The sequence below is a fragment of the Sulfurimonas sp. genome (assembly GCF_047622445.1).
In the GTDB taxonomy this organism is placed as follows: domain Bacteria; phylum Campylobacterota; class Campylobacteria; order Campylobacterales; family Sulfurimonadaceae; genus Sulfurimonas.
In genome coordinates this window covers 1-20,831 of the sequence record NZ_JBLHOE010000024.1, presented here as the reverse complement: position 1 = coordinate 20,831, position 20,831 = coordinate 1, and the positions used below count along the sequence as shown (strand labels likewise).

The window sequence follows — 20,831 nt, the reverse complement described above, 5'->3', positions numbered from 1 at the left end:
ACTGAGGTCATGATTTGAATTTAAGTATTGCAGTATACTTTGAATATGATAGTTAAAATAAAAGAAAATACAGATAAGTTGAACTGGAGAGAACGTAATAAAGTCAACTTAAGTCCTCATGTATATTTACAAAATATAGAAAATATAGAATTTAGCATGATTGCAGATAATGATAGGCCTTACCTTCAAGACGCAGGTATTTATAACCATGAGGCAGAGCACGATATGTTTGCACTTAGGCTTAGATTTAATGCCGGTCGTATCTCCCCTGAGCAACTTTTACTTATTGCAAAGCTTGTGAAATGTTATGACTTACATATTATATTAACTGCACGTGCTCAAATGCAACTTCATGGTCTTGACTCTTACAATATTTTAACAGCCTGGAAAGAACTAAATGAAAATGGCATCTCAACAATGCAGACCCTAGGGGATAATGTAAGAAATATTGTGACTGATGTGTACGATGGACTAGGCAAACATGCAGAGATCCAAACGTACCCATATATAGAGCAGATGCAAGACTATGTCTTAAATAAACCAAGATTTATTGGCTTACTTCCTAGAAGAGTATCTGTTGGAGTAAGTGGAAACAGAGCCAACCTTAATTCTTTTTTTGCAAATGATTTGTTTTTTGCCTTGGCTGAAAAAGATGGAGTGAAAGGCTTTAATGTTTACCTTGGAGGTAAGAATTCAGAACTAGCTCGAGACGCGAATGTATTTTTAAAACAAGAGCAGATTGTAGAGTACTTCATCGCCGTCATCGAGGCCTTTCATACTCATGGATTTAGAGGTACACGAGGTAAGACAAGATTATTTCACTGGATTGAAAAAGAAGGAATGCAAGGTGTTAAAGAACTTATAGATAAAGAGCATGTCTTAGCATATGAAACAGCAGGAACCTTGCTACTAGAAAAATACGATAAAACTACTTCTACACGTCTAAAAGACAACTCTTTTGTTTATGTATATCATACAGATTTTGCGCGTGTAGATGCAGATACATTTATAAAGCTTGCTGAGTTTGCTCAAGAACATAAGGCTGAAGTACGTTTAGGTATAGACCAACATATTTACTTTTTAGGACTTAAAAGTCCAGTAACTCCTTTTGAAAATTCTAATACAGTGTCAACAATCTCAGCTTGCGCAGGAAATGAACATTGTAATTTTTCTTTTTGGCACATAAAGGATGATACACGATACTTACCACTAGATCTAATAAAAGAACATAATATAGTAGTGGGCTTCTCTGGATGTATAAAAGGATGTGGCAAACATCAACATTGTGATATCGGGTTAATCGGTATGCAAACAAGTACTTATGGACCCCATGTAGAGGCTGCAAGAATTTATCTTGGAGGTGAACACACTTTTGGTCTTAATGTAGCTAGATATTTAAACCTTATAGTCCCAAAAGAGGAGCTTAGCAGCTTTTTGGAAGTAATAATTATGGAGTTTGAGCATAGCGAGTATAAAGACTTTGAAGTCTTTAGTAAAGAGGTTTTAAATACCTATAGCGCAGACTTTTTATGCCTATGGTTTTTAGCTAAACTAAGTAGTAAAAATGAGATCTTTCTTCAAAAAAATATAGAAATTTTAGAAGATACATGTTCTAAAAAAGAAAAAGATATTTTAAATGAAAATTTCAATAGTGTTATTCCTAGTACGGACTTCAAGAGTTCAAGTGAGATTTCTAGAGTTAGTAAGGACTTATGGAAAAAAGAAACTGGGATGATTTCTTAGATATTTTTATTATGAGTTTTTTGTATTTAAACCTATAAGGTGTATAAAACGTGATTTAAATTTACTGGAATATTGTATAGTTGGTCGTTTTCTACATTTTGAATCAGATGAAAGAAGCAACGCAGCTAGTGCGTCGCTATTTGAGTGTTAGATTAAACTGGTTTAACAGTTATTCCATACTTCTCTTCTGCAATTGTACGTGGCTCAAGTGCATAGTTATTGATTTCGTTAAAGTTTAAATATTTATATATTTTATCTTCTTTACCAGCAATTTTTGCAGGTACAAAATCCATGTATTCTTTAACTGTAGGAATTTGACCTAGTTTAGCACACATTGCTGAAAGTTCTGCAGAACCAAGATAAACTTGAGTACCTTTCCCTAAACGGTTGTTAAAGTTACGAGTTGATGTTGAGAAAACTGTTGAGTCTTTACGAGCAGACGCTTGGTTACCCATACATAAAGAACAACCTGGAACTTCTGTAGTTGCTTCGATTGCGTTATAAACATCGTAGTAACCTTCGTTAATAAGTTGTTGCTCATCCATTTTTGTTGGTGGAACAATCCAGAATTTTTCAACTTTATGCTTACCTTCACCACGCATGATTTCACCAGCAGCACGGTAGTGACCAACATTAGTCATACAAGAACCTAAGAATACTTCATCAAGTTTAGTACCAGCAACTTCTGATAATAATTTAACATTATCTGGATCATTAGGACAAGCTAAGATTGGTTCAGTAATTTCATTTAAATCAATTTCAATTACTGCTGCATATTCAGCAGTAGCATCTGGTTGCATTAATGTAGGGTTAGCTAACCACTCTTTCATTTTACCGATACGACGTGAAATAGTTGTAGCATCAGAGTAACCATCTTTTACCATTGCTTCAAGTAAAGCGACATTTGATTTTAAGTACTCTTCAACTGGAGCTGTGTTTAAAAGAACCGTACATGCAGCAGCAGAACGCTCAGCAGATGCATCAGAAAGCTCAAACGCTTGCTCAGCTTTAAGATCAGGTAAACCTTCAATCTCTAAAATTCTACCAGCGAATACGTTAATTTTTCCTTCTTTAGGTACAGTTAAGTGCCCTTGTTGAATCGCAACATAAGGGATAGCATTTACAAGGTCACGTAAAGTGATACCTGGTTGCATTTCACCTTTAAAACGTACAAGTACAGATTCTGGCATGCTTAAAGGCATAGAACCAGTAACACCAGCAAATGCAACAGCACCACTTCCTGCAGGGAAAGAGATACCAATTGGGAAACGAGTATGTGAATCAGCACCAGTACCAACAGTATCTGGAAGAACCATTCTGTTTAACCATGAGTGGATAATTCCATCACCTGGACGAAGAGCAACACCAGAACGGTTCGAGATAAACGCTGGTAAGTTTGCATGCATCTCAGCATCAGATGGTTTTGGATACGCTGCAGTGTGACAAAAAGTTTGAAGTACAAGGTCAGCATTAAAACCAAGTGCTGCAAGTTCTTTAATCTCATCTCTTGTCATTGGACCAGTAGTATCTTGAGAACCAACAGTATTCATCTCTGGTTCTACGTACATACCTGGACGAACACCAGCAAGACCTGAAGCTTTACCAACCATTTTTTGAGCAAGAGTATAACCCTTACCTGTATCAGCAGGTTGTTCAGCAGTTAAAAATGCTTCGCTAGTTCCAAGACCTAAAACTGCACGAGCCTTAGAAGTAAGACCACGACCAACAATAAGTGGAACACGACCGCCAGCTTGTACTTCGTCAGTAATCGTGTTAGGGTTTAGTTTAAATGTAGCAACAGTTTTTCCATTGATTATTGCTTCACCTTTATATGGTAAAAGTGTTAAAATATCACCAGTTTCCATACCAGAAACATCAAGTTCTATTGGTAGTGCACCTGAGTCTTCACAAGTAGCAAAGAAAATAGGAGCAATAGTATTACCAAGAACAACACCACCAGTACGCTTGTTTGGAACACCGGGAATATCTACACCCATGTGCCATTGTACAGAGTTAACACCTGATTTACGTGAAGAACCAGTACCAACAACATCACCAACATAAGCAATTGGGTGGCCTTTTGTTTTAAGTTCTTTAAGTGTGTCTAATGGATTATCCATTCTGTTAATAAGAAGAGAGTTTGCATGTAAAGGGATGTCAGAACGAGTAAACGCTTCAGATGCTGGAGATAAATCATCTGTGTTTGTTTCACCTGGAACTTTATAAACAGTAACAGTAATTTCCTCAGCAATTGGTGCTTTGTGTGTAAACCACTCAGCATTTGCCCATGAAGTCATTACTGTAGTAGCGTGTGCATTACCTTCTTTATGAAGTTTTTCAACATCGTTAAATGCATCATAAACTAAAAGAGTTTTGCTAAGTGCAGTAACTGCAGCTTCTACAACATCTCCATTAGATGAAGATAAACAGTTAACCATTGGAAGAACATTAAATCCACCAAGCATCATACCAAGCATTTCAACTGCACGTTTAGCAGAGATTGCTGCAACTGTAATGTTTTCAGCTGCGATTTCATTTAAAAATGCCGCTTTAACTTGTGCGGAATCATCAACACCAGGTGCTACACGGTTTGTAAGTAAATCAAGTAATTCATCAGTACAGTTAGATTTAACTAATTCTATTAAGTCAGCTGTTTGCGTAGTTGAAAGTGCCAAAGCTGGTACTCCAAGAGCCTCACGTTCAGCAACGTGTGCTTTATATTCTTCTAAAAATGCCATAATTATTCCTGTTAAATTAATTTTGAATGATTATAACTAAATATACATAACCAAAATCCAAGGTGTTACTTTTCTAAACACAATTATTTCATTTTTTACTACATATGTATAAAAAAGTAACACCTTATGTAAATGAGCGATGAAAGCATTATAAATTTCTTTTTTTTAACTCTTTATCTACCTTTACTCTGTCAAAACCTCTATAGTTGCCTTTAAGCCACAACATATATGAATTAGGTAATTCATTATACTGCATACCTTTATATTGACCAAATCCTATCCTAGGTGCTGTTTCTTTAACAATTATGTGCTCTTCTATTCTTGCATCAATATTCAAAGATTCAATGAGGGCGCTAAACTGATAGAACTCTATTCTCTTTTGTATACTGAAACTATATGTTTCAAAATCAAAGATACCTTTTCTTTGATGTGTAAAGTTTTCAAGTTCTTGAATTTGTTCTACTGAAAGTTTTTCTAGGTTTGGAATTTTAACACTGTATGAATTATGAAAGTGAGTAAATACTAAGTGAGCTTTAGGCATTAAAGAATCTCTCTAATACCTTTTGTGTTTACAGACGAAAGAATTCCTTCTGCTTCAAGTTGCTCAATAATTCTTGCCGAACGGTTATATCCAATTTGCAGTTTTCTTTGTAAGTAAGAGATAGACGTTTTTTTATCAGTGAAAATAACATTTTTTGCTTCTTCATAGAGAACATCTAGTTCTTCAAATGTTTCTCTTGCCCCTGAGTTAATTGCTTCAGTTTCTTCAACTAAAAAACTTTTGTCATAGTTTGCTTCACGTTGTGATTTTATAAACTCAACAATGTTCTCTATCTCGTCCTCTGTCGCCCAAGGAGCATGAAGCCTTACGAGTGCAGGTGAACCAGGAGGAGTGAAAAGCATGTCTCCACGACCAAGAAGAGATTCTGCACCCATTTGATCTAAAATAATTTTAGAATCAACTTTTTGCCCTACTCTATACGATATACGTGACGGTAAGTTCGCCTTGATAAGTCCTGTTACAACATCAACAGAAGGTCTTTGCGTAGCTACAATCAGGTGAATTCCACATGCACGAGACTTTTGCGCAAGTCTTGCAATGGAGACTTCAACATCCTTACCACTTGTCATCATTAGATCTGCTAACTCGTCAATAATGACAACTATATAAGGAAAATGTTCTCCACCATCTTTTTTAACTTTTACATTATAGTTTTCTATATTTTTTGTTCGAGATTCTGCCATAAGTTCATAACGACGTTCCATTTCTGAGACCATGTTGTTTAAAGCTACAATAGCTTGCTTAGGTTTTGTAATAACAGGAGTAAGAAGATGTGGTATATCATTATATATTGAAAACTCAAGCATTTTAGGATCTATCATGAGAAGTCTAAGTTGATCTGGTGAATTTTTATACAGTAAAGAAAGTATCATCGCATTTATTCCAACACTTTTACCACTTCCTGTTGTTCCAGCAATTAAAAGGTGTGGAAGTTTTTTCAAGTCTGTAACAAATGGTTTACCAACTATATCTTTTCCGAGTGCAATTGTCAGAGGTGAAGATGAATCTTTAAAAATTTTTGAGTCAAGTAGATCTCTCAGATAAATTGTGTCAACCGTCTCGTTTGGTATTTCAATTCCTACAACATCCTTTCCAGGAATCGGAGCTTGAATACGAATCGTCTCGGCTGAAAGTGCCATCGCTAAATCATCTTGAAGATTTAAAATTTTTGACACTTTTACATTTGCTGCTGGTTTAAACTCAAAAGTTGAGACTACTGGTCCAGCATACGTACGAACAACATCTCCATCTATTTTGAAGTGTGCTAATTTTTCTATGAGGTAACGAATCTTATCATCAAGTTCACTTTCATCGACGATATGCTTTTTCACATCTGCTTTTTGTAAAAAATCCACAGAAGGAAGCTTAAAATTCTTTGGCTTTTCAACCTTTCCTTTTTCCATAGATTCTAATAATTTTGTATTTTCCTCTAGTTCTTGAACAACTAATGCACCCTTTTGTTCTTTGACTTCTGAGGCTATATCTAAAAGATTCTTTGGTTTATCAAATTTTTCTTCTTTTTTAATAACATCTATTTTTTTTACTTTTATTTCAAAAGGAGTTTTTTCCTCAGAAGGAATTTCCAAATCTTCTCTAAGGTAACTAGGAGTGTCTATTTCATCTATTTTTTGAAAACTCTGAACCTCTTCTAGCTCACAATCATCTATCTCTTTTGGCACTTCTTCAATGTTTTTAGCTATTTTTTCTTGAGCCTTTGGCTTTGGAAATTGTGCTATTATGAATGCTTTAACATGTTCTGCAATTTCTTGTGTGCTTTTGTCTAAAACTATTATTGTAGCAATAGAAGTTATTATAAAAAGGAAAACCCACAAACCAAAAACTCCAATATATGGAGCTAAAAAGTCAACGAAGTCTCCAGCTAGTTTACCTCGAAAATCATTCTCAACCAACATAGATTGGGCCAATAATGATGAGAAAAAAAGTAAAGATAAAGCTACTCCAAGTTCTGTTTTTCTAAAACTATACATTGGGTTTCTATATAAAAAGTACATCGGAATTAAAAATGAAAAGAGATATACGAAAGATATATATCCAAAGTATTTGTGATTGAATAATGCAAAAGAAGCCCCATAACTACCTATGAGCCCGTCATGTCCAAGAAGTGTTGCAAATCCTAAGTAAATTAATACGCCAAAACCTATGATAAATAAAGTGTCTTTCAAGCCATGTTGCCTTTAATAATTATGTATGTGATTGATAAATGAAGTATAGCTAAAAATACTCCATTGGTGGAATTTTATAGATAATTAACTAAACTTAATTTAGAAACTTTACCAACAGTTGAAAGCATGGCTTCATAATTTAATGACAACTGTGTTAGATGTAGAGATGCTTCTGCTAAGTCTATTTCTACTACAGAGGAACGAAGAATCTTAGTACTCGTTTCTAGTAAAGTTGTTCTTTCTAATGATGATAATAAAGCATTTGAATTAGCCCCAACTTGTGATTGAGAGCTTCCTACATGATTAGCTAAGTCATCAATCATCGTTAACGCATTTGACATTCCTACACTTCTAGTATAATTTCCACTTGTACCATCTGGATGCATCTTATTCTCTTCAACAGCTGTAATAATTTCATCTAATCTTTTAAAGAAGTCTGTTTTAGGATCACTAATTGTCAATGCATTATTAGAATTAAATGTAAGAACAGAAGCATTAGTAGTAGCTGAGAAGCTACCACTACCTGCATCATACATTGATATGTTTGCTTTAGTAGTACTACTTTGTAGATCTGTAAATGTAATTTTACCATCGTAACTTAAAGATGTTTGAGCAGATAATGTAGACTTTTCTATAGCTTCATCATAATCAGCTGCATCTGTTGTTGATGTTGGAATATTTCCTGTTGCAAGCATATTAACTACATCCATAAGCTGTCTATATGTCATTTCATCAGCATCAACAGCTGTTCTGGGTGTTGACACATTAAAGATTTTATAATCTGTCACACCTCCATCAAATGAAAAAGTTGATCCACCACTAGCAGTATTTTTAAAATCAATAACAGCAGAATAGGCATTCCCAGAAGTACTATTTCCTTCAAGTTTAAATTGTGTTCCACTTAAAGTACCTGCAGTACCTTGAGATAAATCTGCTACTTCTGATATCTTCGTTGCATTTGTTGCAAAAGCATTTGTTGATTTAAGTATTTGGGGTGTTGTCGAGTTAAGAGTGGAACCATCTTTTGAAAACATTGTTCGACTATAAAGTAACGCATTATTATCTGTTGGTACGGAACTATCAAAAATAGTTGTACCAACTGAGACAGCTCCAACAGTACTAAAATCATCATTTGCTAATGCTGTATCGATTGAAACTCCATTTTCAATTCCTTGATGAGTTATATTTAATTTTACTGTATCACCATTTATTGATACAGTAAAATCTCCAGTAAGTTCTATTTGAGTCTTCAATAAACTATAAGTTGTAGCAGTATCTCCACTAAAAACTTGAGTATACGGAGTCACTGTACCATCTCCATTATCAACAGTAATACTCAAAGTATCTAAAGGCTCAACAGCTCTATCCATAACAAATTTTGCACTAATTAAATGAGATGTTCCCGATGTTGCTTCATGTGAGGATTGAATAAACTTTTTAACATGCAACATATCATTCTCAGCACTGCTTGTCCCTTTAATGATTCTATTAAAATCTGTTTCACCTGCAGCAAGATGATCTATATTCCCAGCTGTTACTCCGTATACAGAAGAGTTTATATCTGCATCATCACCATCACTAAGATCAAAATCAATAGCAGCAACCATATGGAAGTCTAACTTACTGGAACCCTTTATTTTGTCTTCTATCAATATATTACCTAGAGGATCCAGTGAAACATTAACTAAGTCCACATCCGAAGTATTACCAAATGCATTACCAATTTGAGTTAATAATTCACCTACAGTTTCAGAGTCATTCATAGAAACCTGCTTTGAAAATGCTTCACCACTGCTTTTAGTACCTCTAATATAAAAATGACTTTGCATATTTGGACTATCACTTATTGCACCCATCAAATCTCTGATTGTATCTTCTGTAGTTATAACCTCTTTAAGTCCATTTTCATCGCTACTTGAGTTAGTAAAATCAGGATACCTTGCGCTTAGGTTATATTGCTCTATATTTGTAGTCACTTGCCTTTGCACAAGAGATTCTTCACCCAAAAATAAGTCTGCACCACTTAAGTTATAATTCTGCTGTATTCCTGAACCTAAAAATGCGTTCATAGATTGATTATTTCCTCTATAGGTTCCATCATCTGCTATAGGCTTTGTACCTACTGCTGTTCCTGCAAAAATAAATTGTCCATTTATAGATGTATTTGCTAAGTTTTTAAAATGTCCTTCAAGACCTCTAAGCTCTGCCGCAATAGCATTTCTAGATGCTATACTTTGCGTATCATTTTTTGCTTGTATCATTAATGTTTTTGTACGAGAAAGCGATTGTGTAAAATCATTTAAAATGCTATCTGTCTGATTAGACACTTTGTATCCACTGTCAGTACTTTTTTGAATTTGACCTAAAGTTGTTATCTCATTGTCCAATCTCATCGTGTCAGAAAATGTAAGTACATCATCATGTGCATATTGAATTTTCAATCCAGATGCGATTTGTTTATTTACATCAAAAAGTTTTGATTGTAATTGGGAGTTATTTTGTCCGTAAAGATTTTTATAGTACATACTTTGCGTTACCCGCATAATACACCTCCTCTTTTATTAATTATGAGCAATTTTGGTTCCATTAGAGCAATATCGGCTAAACGTTAGTTACTTTTAAGTAAGTTACTACTATCATTTCAAATATTTTAACAAATGCCAGAGTGATGGAATGGTATACATAGCGGATTCAAAATCCGCCGCCTCACGGCTTAGGGGTTCGAATCCCCTCTCTGGTACCATACACTTACAAATCCCTATAAGCAGGGATTAAATAGAGAATAACAATCAAACTATCAGTGATATTCATAGCTTTTTACTGATACCATCAGTAAATAAAAAACCTCTTATACACGATATAAATTCCCCTTACAAATTTATTTTTTCTTTAGATGCAATTAGGATAGAATTAAGGATTTACTATAACAAAAGATGAAAAGCTACATCAAAAACAAGAACAGACTGATAATATTTACAAATCTATTAGTAAATTCTAAGTAATCAGAAAATAGTGCAAGTATTAATTGCTAATTTAACAGCGGGGCCATTAAAGTATTTTACACTCTCTAAAATATCTTTGAAAACTAATGTGCCAAGCTTATCCTTTCTCTTTCCGTAAAGAGTAGCATCACAAACGATGACTACTTCTCTTTGATTGAAACTTCTTGCAACAATCATTGCGTTTATATCTTTGAACACCTCGTCTTTTTTGTATTATTTTTTAGACCCCGATTTTTTTATTAAGCCAGCTTTAATCTTCAAAGAATAGGTGAAAATAAAATAGCTATTCTTCATGGCTTTTGGAAAATGATTTAGCTATTTCTCGAAGAGGTAAAATTTAGTGAAATTGATTTCATTAGTGACGAGATCCTTCTCTTCGTGCTTATGCTAATTTAATTTTCCTTTTAGCCTCATACATAGCCATATCGGCTTGGTTAAGGATTTCTTTAGAATCTTGTTCATCACCCATAAATAGGGTCATTCCTATACTTACTGAACAGGTGTGATGAATATCTTTTAAATTATATTCATCACCCAAGGTTTTTTGAATTTTAGACAGTACTACATCAGCATGTTCTTTCGCTAGCTTTTGATCACTGTGGCAATCTTCAAGTAATACTATAAACTCGTCACCTCCTATACGGGCCACGGTGTCGCTTTCACGTACTACATACAGTAATCGTTGGGCAACTTCACATAACAGGATGTCACCGATTTCATGCCCATGGGTATCATTAAGCCATTTGAATTCGTCTAAATCTAGAAACAAAATAGCACTGTAAGTACGATGGCGCTTACTATTACTTATTGCGTGTGACATGCGTTCAAGTAAAAGACGTCTATTCGGCAATTGAGTTAACGAATCGTGCATCGCAAAATTAAGCAGCTCTTCTTGCATTTGTTTGTGCACACTCAAGTCGAAAAATTGGATCAGTAAGTGAGGTAAACCTTTGAGTACTGTTGGAATAACTTGGTACTCAAACCACACCGCATTACCGCCAGAACTGGTGACTGAAGCTTCGTTTTTCTGCGGTTTCTGCGTTTCCAATGCAGATATGCAGTCCTTTAACACATCAGACTGTTTCCAAGCCTCTATATCATTAAAGTTTTGCGCCAGAAGGCTTTCTTTCGTCTTACCCACATAACTGGCATACGCATCATTGGCGAACACACATTGTCCAGTAACTGAATACACCCCAACAGGAATCGGAGAGCTATACAAAACAGTTTCATTAAATGCCAGTGAATCGGCAAGATTACTTGTGCGCTCTTCTACTTTTTTTTCTAAATTATGGTTGGCCTCAGTCAATGCACTGCTCGCCGTAAATAAGCGTTGTTGCATTTTATCCATTGCCGCTATTAAGCGACTTAACTCATCTTGCTTAGACTTATCAGGATAGTCTAACGGAATGGGTTCCTTCGACTCTGCGACAAACTCCATTTGAGAAACAACATTGGTTAATTGGGACAAGGGGCGCGACAAAACTTTAGTCATAACCAAGTAAAATATTATCCAAAGGCCTGTAGTTTTTATCAATGAATTAATAAATATGACAAAAAAGCTGTAGGTCACTCTATCAATCGCCACAGAACGATTGCTGTATACCGTCATTACACCTATATCACGAATACCAAAAACAGATTCCTTCTGTAAATTAGACGTATAAAATTGAGTGTGTGATAAAAAGTTAGTTGGCTCTATAAGAGCTGTTAATGGAACGGAGCCTATCTCTGCAAATATCTCTCCGGAATTCGAGGTAATTTTTACCCCAGTAATAATCGAAGATTGAGCTATTCCCTGTGCAATGGTTTTTAAAAGTGCTTCATCCATCTCCCACATAGCTTCGGATACACCACCATTGAAAGATTTTCCAATTGAAGTTAAGTCTTCAGAAATGGTTTTTTGGATCGAAGAATATTCCAGTAACAATTGAATTACTGTTACAAAAATGGCTAAAATAACGTAGCCGCCAAAGACCAATCTGAATAATCGAGCACTTAAAGATTGTGTGAAGCCAATATGAGTTTCTTTCATCTAACTTCAGCCATCCAACTAGCATCACTTTGTGATAAGAAGCGGGAGAAGATTTGTTTGAACGTGCCATCATCGCGCATTTCCATAATTAAACGCTCCCAATCCTTGGCATCGGCTTGGGAAAAACGACTTTTGGCCAAAACAAGAGCAGCCAAAATACCTTTATCAGAAGGAGCCCAATCTTGTATCATCACATCATTTTCCATATTAAGTTCCTTTAAAAACTTACGGTATACAACAGGCGGAGCAAATATTGCATCAACACGCCCCAACATAAACTTATTAAATAAGATTCCAATATTAACACTTTCTTCAACACGATTTTCAAGACGCATCTGCTTAAGCCAACGTTCATGTTCTTCACCGTGATTGAAACTACGAACCACACCGAACACCAACTTAGGATGATCTCTAAAATCGTTTGCTGAACGTACTTTTATTCCAAGTTTAGATTTTACTAGCGCATAATTTTTGATTTTATTGTATGGAATAAACCAGCCAAAGCTCTTGCGTTTTTCATTTACAATACCGTCAACAGTCATGTCTAAATGGCCTGTAGAGAGATCGCTCCAAGTACGTGCGCGCGGCAGTACAAAACTTGTAATCTCACAGTTGGTGCGCTTTCGAAGTTCCTTAACTACATCAGGACTTATACCCTTGCTTTGAGTATTTTCATTGAAATGGAATAGACCATAGTCAAAAAACGCAAGACTGATTGGTTTGCTGCCACAATTAACCGGACCAGCCATACAAGCTGTGTTCAACATTCCAATAAACATAGCAAAGAAAATTATTTGTCTAAACATCATTATTATTCCAAAACTTAAATTACGTACTAAACTCACATGGATTATAACACTTTATTTTAGTGGGATTTATAAATTAACTAGACAAAACACAGGAAAATAGGATGCTACCCTTTTTCATCGTTACTTTAGTCAACAGAATTTACTCAATATGCTTTTTTACTATAACCCCAACTATTCTTTAATTGGGCTACATCATTATAAGCTTCAAATTTATCCATGTCAATATTAATTGATTTTTATCTACATCCCATATTTCTTTTTTACAATTTTTTCTACATTAATATTGTCGATTATTACTCAGTAAGTTATAAAAAAAAATGATGATTCTAAATTTAAGATAATAATAAATAAACTATAGTATACTTAAAATATAACATAAAATAAAAGGATATGTGATGAAGAAATTTTCTCTTTTACTCATTATGCTCCCAGTAATCGTTGGAGCGATGTCTATAACAGAAGTTGTGCAAAAAGCACTGGAAACTCACCCCCAAGTACAAATGAAAAAGGAGGATTTAAATGCTGAACAAAAAACACTGACAAAAGTAAGAGCAGGATATCTCCCATCAATTGATTTATCATATAGTGTTGGTCCAGAAAGGACTAATACTATTTCAAACAATAGAACTAGCTTTGATTATACTCGTGAAGATGCTTCTGCCACATTTACACAACCTTTATTCTCAGGTATGTCTACTGTAAATGGTGTTAAACAGCAAAAGGCACTTATCGTATCTGCAGATCAAAAAGTAAAAGAAGGTGTAAACAATCTAGCACTTGAAGCTGCTACAGCATACTTAGAGATGCTTAAAAACAAAGAGTTACTTCAAATAGCCAAAGAAAATGTTGACGTTCATGAAAAATACCTTGGGCAAATAAAAGAAAAAGTTGATGCTGGAGTTGGAAGAAGTTCTGATTATAAGCAAACACTTTCTCGTTATGAAAATGCTCAAAGTGTTTACTACCTATCAGAACAAAACTATGAAAATTCTATATACAATTTTCAACGTGTTTTACCTGATGAAATAGTGAAAGGATACTTAGAAAAACCAACTGTTGGTAATTTGCCAGCTGAAGATTTAGAGACTTTAGTTGATATGGCAATAAAAAACAATCCAACAGTACATGTATCTCAAGCTGATATTAAAGCTGCTCAAGCTGCAGTATCTAGATCAAATTCTGCATACTATCCTACAGCTGATCTTAGAGCACAAGCTTTTTGGGATCAAAATATTAATGGTGTTGGTGTAAAATCAGGAAGTAATCATGACGAGAATAGCGGTTGGAATGTGTTACTTGTATTAAATTACAATCTTTTCAATGGTATGTATGACCAAGCTAACAAAAAAGTAAATCAACACAGAGTGCTTAAGCAAAGCTCTACACTTGCTGATGCAAAACGTTTTGTGACAGCAAATACTAGTTTAGCCTGGTATACATTCAAATCAACAAAACAGCAACTAGTTCATATAGAGAAAAATATTCAAGCAAGTGCGGAGACAGTTGCTGATTATAAAGAAGAAAATGATTTAGGAAGAAGAAGTATTATAGATCTTTTAAATATTGAGCTAGAGTACAATGGCGCTAAAAATCGTAAGGTCACAGCTGAATACGACAACCTGTTTTCTTACTATCAAATTTTATCTCATACAGGTAAAATATTAGAAGTAATAGATGGCAACGCTAAATAGTGATTTTAAAGATCCAATTTTAGAATGCTTAGTAATTTTTACCAAGCTCTACAATCGTCCATATAGTGCTGATGCACTGGTGGCCGACTTACCTTTGGAACCTGGAAGAGTCACTCCAAAACTCTTTTCATTAGGTTCAAAAGGTTCAAAATCAGCCTTTTCTAGAGCTGCAAAACGAGCAGGATTTATTTCTAAGTTAGTAAACTACTCATTTAGTGATATATCCCCTCTTCTTTTACCTGTTATCTTAGTTTTAAAAGGCGATAAAGAGAATGAAAAAGCCTGTATATTAACAGAGATAAGTCCTGATAAAAAATACGCAAAAATAATACTTCCTGACATTGAAGAAGGTGAAAATTGGATAGAAGCAAAAACATTAGAGAGTGAGTATACTAATTTTACATTTTTACTAAAACCTGAGCACCACTTTAAGGATGTACATAAGCGTATCTTAAAACATGAACAACAGCACTGGTTTTGGGGAACATTAGCTTATTCAAAAAGTATATATATGGATGTTATTATTGCATCATTACTCATAAATCTTTTTGTTATGGCAAGCCCTATTTTTACACTAAACGTATATGATAGGGTCGTACCAAATAATGCAATAGATACTATGTGGGTGTTTGCCACAGGTATTATTGTTATATATCTATTTGACATGATTCTAAAGTTTTTACGCTCTTATTTCCTTGAAAATGCAGCTAAAAAAAGTGATGTTATTATGTCATCATTAATATATGAACATGTTTTAAATCTAAAAATAGCATCTAAACCTCGTTCAGTAGGTTCTTTCGCTAGTAATTTAAAAGATTTTGATTCAATCAGAGGTTTTTTTACGGCATCATCAATAGCAACAATGATAGACCTGCCCTTTACTCTTATATTTTTATTCATTATCTATATAATTGGTGGTTGGCTAGTTGCGATACCAGTAATAAGTGGTTTATTAATCATTTTATACAGCAATATTGTTGAAAAACCGATGAGACATAGTGTAGAAAGTACTTATGAAGCCTCAGCTAGGAAAAATGCTGTTTTAATTGAATCACTCACAGCCTTGGAGACTATCAAAGCGTTAGGTATTAGTGGACATTCTCAATGGAAATGGGAAGAAGCTACAGGTGATGTAGCCCAAAAAGGTTTAACATCAAAAATTTATTCAAACTCTATAACGACAGTTGTAAACTTTATAATTCAGATCAATACAGTAGCTATAATTATAGGTGGTGTATATGCCATAGGAGATAAAGCTTTGAGTATGGGTGGACTTATAGCTGTTATGATGCTTGGTTCGAGAACCCTAGCACCTTTGGGTCAAGTAGCGTCACTCATAGCAAATTTTCAACAAACTAAAACAGCATATGATGCTATCAATCGTATTATGCACCTTGGTGTTGAACGTGAAGAAGCCAAAAAATTTGTTGAGCGTCCATTATTTAAAGGAAATATTGAATTTCAGCATGTAAGTTTCATTTATCCTGATACAGAAAAAAAAGTTTTAGATGATATAAGTTTCATCATTCAAGCTGGAGAATCTGTTGGAATCATTGGTACCAATGGTTCAGGAAAAACAACCATAGAAAAACTTATATTAGGCCTGTATGAACCAACTGAAGGCTCTATTTTAATAGATGGTATTGATATCAAACAAATAGATCCTGCAGACTTGAGACGTAGTATCTCTTATGTACCACAAGATGTCCTCCTTTTTCAAGGTACATTAAAGGATAATATTATTTTGCGTTCTCCAAATGCAAGTGATAAAGCGATTTTATATGTATCGAAGATGAGTGGTGTGAATGATTTTGCTGATACTCATCCAATGGGTTACGATATGCCAATTGGTGAAAGAGGAGATGGACTTTCTAGTGGACAACAACAGTCTATATCTATTGCTAGAGCTTTCATACATACAGCACCTATGATTTTACTAGATGAGCCAACAACCTCAATGGATAGTATCCATGAATCTAATTTTATTAAAGCAATGAGTTCTTATAAAACAAATCATACACTTTTACTAATATCACATAAAGACAATCTACTATCTCTCACTCAACGTCTCATTTTATTAGATCAAGGTAAAATCGTTTTAGACGGAACACACGATGATGTAATAAACAAATTACATAAAACAAATAGGAAAGTGCGTCATGAATCTTGAAGATAAATTTCTAGAATACTCTTACAACAAAGATGATATTGAAAACTTTCACATAAAAGATGATGATGATTTAGCATATATGAACTCAGTTAGTTCAGCAATGCTTATGCATACTACATTAAGTACTAGACTCATGCTATGGCTTAGTGCAATTGTAATTATCTGGCTTATTATCTGGGCTTACTATGCCAAAATAGATGCCTTAACAAGAGGCCAAGGAAAGATAATTCCTTCACATCAAATACAAGTTATTCAAAATTTAGAAGGTGGTATAGTTGGTGAAATTCTTGTTCAAGAAGGAGATAGCGTAAAAAAAGGCGACATACTTATTAAAATAGATGACACCAGTTTTGCTAGTAATTATGCAGAAAGTCAACTTCGATATGATGAACTGCAAGCAAAGACTATAAGACTCATGTCTGAATCCACAGGTAAAAATTTTAAAGCAAGCAAAGAAGTCAGAAAAAGATCACCTCTACTCATTAAGCACGAAGAATCACTCTATAGAAGCAATAAAGAACAATTAGAAAACAATATACTCATATATAAACGCCGTCTTCAACAAAAGAGAGCTGAACATCAAGAGGCTAAAGCAAAACTAGCACAGCTAAAAAATAATTTTAATCTAATCTCACAAGAAGTAGAACTCAATAGACCTCTCGTAAAAAAAGGTCTCGTATCTGAAGTTGAATTTCTACAACTTCGAAGACAACAAGGTACAATTAAAGGTGATATGAAATCTATCAAACTTTCTATTCCTAGACTCTATTCAATTATAGAAGAACAACACAACAATGTCATAGAAGTTAAACTAAAATTTCAAAATGCTGCTAAAGAAGCATTTAATGAAGCGAGAGCGGAAATGTCTAGGATTGAAAGTTTAAATGTTGCTAGAGAAGACAAGGTAAAAAGGACACTTGTACGATCTCCTGTTAATGGAACAATCAAACAGTTACTGGTAAATACTGTAGGTGGGGTAGTAAGACCGGGGATGGATATTATAGAAATTGTTCCCTCTCAGGACAACTTACTAGTTGAAGCTAAAATAAGACCAGCCGATATTGCTTTTTTATATCCAGGTCAAAGAGCTATTGTGAAATTTTCTGCTTATGACTTTGCAATCTACGGCTCACTTAAAGGTACACTAACACATATTAGTGCTGGTACTATAGTAGATGAGATAGATAAACAAAGCTACTATTTAGTTCGAATTAAAACTGATAAAAACTATTTAGGCAATGAAGCAAACCCATTACAAGTAATTGTTGGGATGACTACGGATGTAGATATTATAACAGGAAAGAAAACTGTACTTAACTACATCTTAAAACCAATCTTACGAGCAAGGGAAAATACTTTAAGCGAAAGGTAAAAATAATGAAAAAAATAATTTTATTTACTAATATGTCTTCTATACAAAAGCATTGGAGTAATGCGCTTAAATCATCGTGGATAACTATGTCTATAGAAAATTTTTCTACTTTAACAGCTTTCTTAGATACAGAGACAACTCCTATTATTATTTTATTTGATGAGATGAGCATTTCTAGTATACATGAAGCACTTATTAAATTAAAAGAATATAACTTCGTGACAATCTTACTCTTTAATGTATTACCTGAAGTACATCATGCTTCCAGCCTTTTAGGAGAAGGAATCAAAGGTTATGAAAACTCATTTTTAGGTAAAGAAAATCTACTTAAGATGATTGAAAAAGTTGAAAATGGGCATAACTGGTTCTTCTCCGATTTAACACACTATATAATAAATAAATATATTAAAAATAAAACTTCAGATGAGCCTAGTTTTATGTCACTATTAACAGAAAAAGAAAAAGATATAGCCATTATGATAACTGCTGGATTATCAAACAAAGAGATTGCACAAGCAGAAAAAATTGCCCTATCAACTGTTAAAGGGCATATTCACCATATCTTTGAAAAGGCTGGAGTAACAGATAGACTTTCTCTCGCATTAAAATTTAAATAATTTTTTAAAGAAAATGAATCCCCACCTAATGTGGGAACTCATAATTAAACCCATAACTAAGATAGTTACGAATTATAGCCTTAGCTACTATATAGTATCAATTGGTATATCAATATCAATCATCAATGTCACATCTCCAGATGCATCAGTATAAATATTATAATCAGTATCCGTTGTATGATTTACAAACGAACCTGTATCCACACTAACCTCTGTGTCTGTAGGCGAACCATCAGATTCAATAACAAGTGTACCGTTACTATTACCTGTTGCGCTTATAACATCTGTAACACTAATATGTTCTGGTGGTGTACTACCGATTATGCTTGAATCATCTCCTAATTGAACCACCTCAATATTGGATATATTTGACAAGTCAAGAGTGCCGCCACTAACAATGAGTGTATCGGCTCCTTCTCCCCCGTCTATTGTATCCATACCTGCTCCACCATCAATAGTGTCATTTCCAGCTCCACCGTCAATATAGTCATTACCATCTCCACCTACAATAGTATCATCAGCACTTCCGCCTAAAATTGTATGGGAATCAGCTACACTCGGATCACTTTCAGTAGTAACTATATCCATTGTCGGTACAAAATCATTCGCTAATACTACCGGACTTGTTAAAGTCATTACAACATCATTTGTAATGCTTAAATCAGTATTTAATCCAAGATCACTAGCACTAATTATCCAATTTCCATCTATATTTGCTGTAATAACAGTCGTTCCATCAGCCAATGTTATATATGAACCTGTAGGGAATTCACTAAATGTAACAGTTGAGATTGCTTCACTTCCATCAGTATCACTCAATCCTAAACCATTTATATACAATAATGAATCATAATAATCTGGTGTCGATATTACGGTACCATATATATTAAGTATACTAAATCCGTCAGTACCACCACTACCATCATTTTGATCTGCTATAACTAAAGTACTAAACGCCGTAGTACTAGTTACAGTAATAGTATCACCACCTTGATCAAGTTGATTTCCATTTATAGTATAAACAGGTACTATTCCTCCATCTGAAACTACATTAAGTATATCACCATCTTGGTTTGTAAATGTAATATCTCCAATATCAATTTCACCACTTGAATTAAATAGTTTGATAGATATAATATCATCTGAAATATGTTTAACATCTATATTGATAGTATTTAGTGTAGTATCTGTCGGTAAATCGATTTGAAGTACCTCATTATTACCAAATTCAATATCTCTATCATCATTAGATCCTGTATTACTATCAATTCCAAGACCATTACCACTTGTATTAACCTGTATAATGGAATTAACATCATTAAGAGAAGTTAATTTTAACCCTTCTGCTGTTTCAAAAATATTTGGTGCGTCATTCACATCATCACCCATTGATAATGCACTTGTATCGATAACTGGAGGTAATATCGTTAAACCTACACTCAAACCATCAATTTTAACAGAGTCAGTAACAGGTGTGATATCTACAGTCATTGTTTGAGCATCACTCCAATCTGTACCATCACTCGCACTAAAATCAAAAGAAGTATTATCAGCTAAATGTTCATTATTTAAAAATTTAAATGTCAACGAGTCTGCTTCAAGACTGGCTACAGTAATAATATCCCCTATTTCAGCAGCTATACCATCTATATATAAAGTACCATTAATCGGTAAAGCATCAATTCTAATCTCTACCATATCATCACCGTCTACATCATCAAAATTAGGAAAATCAGCCGTAGACAAGGTATATACAATATCTTCTGTTACTAAAATCATACTATCTGTAATAGTTGGTTGATCATTAGTACCATCAATTGTTACACTCACTTCAGTTGTGGTATCTTCACCCGTATCATTATTGGTAACACCTACTGTATATGTCTCAGTAATAGTCGGTGTATCTTCA

The 20,831-nt window shown here is 34.2% G+C and carries 12 protein-coding genes, 1 tRNA gene and 1 pseudogene; 6 read left to right on the top strand and 8 right to left on the bottom strand.

All coding sequences use genetic code 11. The annotated features are described in order from the left end of the window. The first annotated feature begins 45 nt into the window (after nucleotides 1-45). The gene (locus ACI9TV_RS07130; RefSeq protein ID WP_415250081.1) at nucleotides 46-1,743 is read left to right on the top strand and encodes a nitrite/sulfite reductase; all 1,698 of its coding nucleotides are present in this window, start codon (nucleotides 46-48) and stop codon (nucleotides 1,741-1,743) included. A gap of 152 nt (nucleotides 1,744-1,895) precedes the next feature. Here the strand turns inward: ACI9TV_RS07130 and acnB are convergent, their stop codons facing one another. The 4 genes from acnB to ACI9TV_RS07110 all read right to left on the bottom strand — a co-directional run bounded on the left by acnB (nucleotide 1,896) and on the right by ACI9TV_RS07110 (nucleotide 9,769). After that, nucleotides 1,896-4,481, bottom strand: a complete 2,586-nt coding sequence (gene acnB / locus ACI9TV_RS07125) for a bifunctional aconitate hydratase 2/2-methylisocitrate dehydratase (protein WP_415250080.1) — start codon at nucleotides 4,479-4,481, stop codon at nucleotides 1,896-1,898. A 148-nt stretch (nucleotides 4,482-4,629) separates the two neighbouring features. Beyond that, a complete protein-coding gene (locus ACI9TV_RS07120) occupies nucleotides 4,630-5,022 on the bottom strand; it encodes a putative quorum-sensing-regulated virulence factor (RefSeq protein WP_415250079.1) in 393 nt (130 codons plus the stop codon). Further along, nucleotides 5,022-7,226 carry a DNA translocase FtsK gene (locus ACI9TV_RS07115; protein ID WP_415250078.1) on the bottom strand — a complete coding sequence of 735 codons (2,205 nt, stop codon included), beginning with the start codon at nucleotides 7,224-7,226 and terminating at the stop codon, nucleotides 5,022-5,024. Before ACI9TV_RS07115 ends, ACI9TV_RS07120 begins: the two co-directional genes overlap by 1 nt. A 74-nt stretch (nucleotides 7,227-7,300) precedes the next feature. Beyond that, nucleotides 7,301-9,769 (bottom strand): flagellar biosynthesis protein FlgL, encoded by a 2,469-nt coding sequence (locus tag ACI9TV_RS07110; protein ID WP_415250077.1) that lies wholly within the window; start codon nucleotides 9,767-9,769, stop codon nucleotides 7,301-7,303. Between the two features lie 116 nt (nucleotides 9,770-9,885). Here ACI9TV_RS07110 and ACI9TV_RS07105 point away from each other — a divergent pair. Next, nucleotides 9,886-9,969: transfer RNA gene (locus tag ACI9TV_RS07105), tRNA-Leu, on the top strand. Nucleotides 9,970-10,228: 259 nt separating this feature from the next. Here the strand turns inward: ACI9TV_RS07105 and ACI9TV_RS07100 are convergent. The 3 genes from ACI9TV_RS07100 to ACI9TV_RS07090 form a co-directional block, all read right to left on the bottom strand. Next, entirely contained in the window at nucleotides 10,229-10,426 is a 198-nt protein-coding gene (locus ACI9TV_RS07100; RefSeq protein WP_415250076.1) for a hypothetical protein, read from the bottom strand. 184 nt (nucleotides 10,427-10,610) lie between these two features. Then, a complete protein-coding gene (locus ACI9TV_RS07095; protein ID WP_415250075.1) occupies nucleotides 10,611-12,263 on the bottom strand; it encodes a diguanylate cyclase domain-containing protein in 1,653 nt (550 codons plus the stop codon). Beyond that, entirely contained in the window at nucleotides 12,260-13,108 is an 849-nt protein-coding gene (locus tag ACI9TV_RS07090) for a substrate-binding periplasmic protein (protein WP_415250074.1), read from the bottom strand. Before ACI9TV_RS07090 ends, ACI9TV_RS07095 begins: the two co-directional genes overlap by 4 nt. A 359-nt stretch (nucleotides 13,109-13,467) precedes the next feature. On the opposite strand from ACI9TV_RS07090, the gene ACI9TV_RS07085 reads away from it, so the two are divergent. Genes ACI9TV_RS07085 through ACI9TV_RS07070 form a run of 4 tightly spaced genes read left to right on the top strand, consistent with a single transcriptional unit; the run spans nucleotide 13,468 to nucleotide 18,922 of the window. Then, a complete protein-coding gene (locus ACI9TV_RS07085) occupies nucleotides 13,468-14,763 on the top strand; it encodes a TolC family outer membrane protein (RefSeq protein WP_415250073.1) in 1,296 nt (431 codons plus the stop codon). Beyond that, a complete protein-coding gene (locus ACI9TV_RS07080; RefSeq protein WP_415250072.1) occupies nucleotides 14,747-16,933 on the top strand; it encodes a type I secretion system permease/ATPase in 2,187 nt (728 codons plus the stop codon). The genes ACI9TV_RS07085 and ACI9TV_RS07080 overlap by 17 nt, the downstream gene beginning before the upstream one ends. After that, nucleotides 16,923-18,305, top strand: coding sequence for an HlyD family type I secretion periplasmic adaptor subunit (locus tag ACI9TV_RS07075; RefSeq protein ID WP_415250071.1), 1,383 nt, complete (start codon nucleotides 16,923-16,925; stop codon nucleotides 18,303-18,305). The genes ACI9TV_RS07080 and ACI9TV_RS07075 overlap by 11 nt, the downstream gene beginning before the upstream one ends. A gap of 5 nt (nucleotides 18,306-18,310) precedes the next feature. Further along, nucleotides 18,311-18,922 carry a response regulator transcription factor gene (locus ACI9TV_RS07070; RefSeq protein ID WP_415250070.1) on the top strand — a complete coding sequence of 204 codons (612 nt, stop codon included), beginning with the start codon at nucleotides 18,311-18,313 and terminating at the stop codon, nucleotides 18,920-18,922. Nucleotides 18,923-19,009: 87 nt separating this feature from the next. Here ACI9TV_RS07070 and ACI9TV_RS07065 read toward each other — a convergent pair. Then, nucleotides 19,010-20,831: pseudogene (locus tag ACI9TV_RS07065) on the bottom strand (hypothetical protein); the annotation flags it as partial.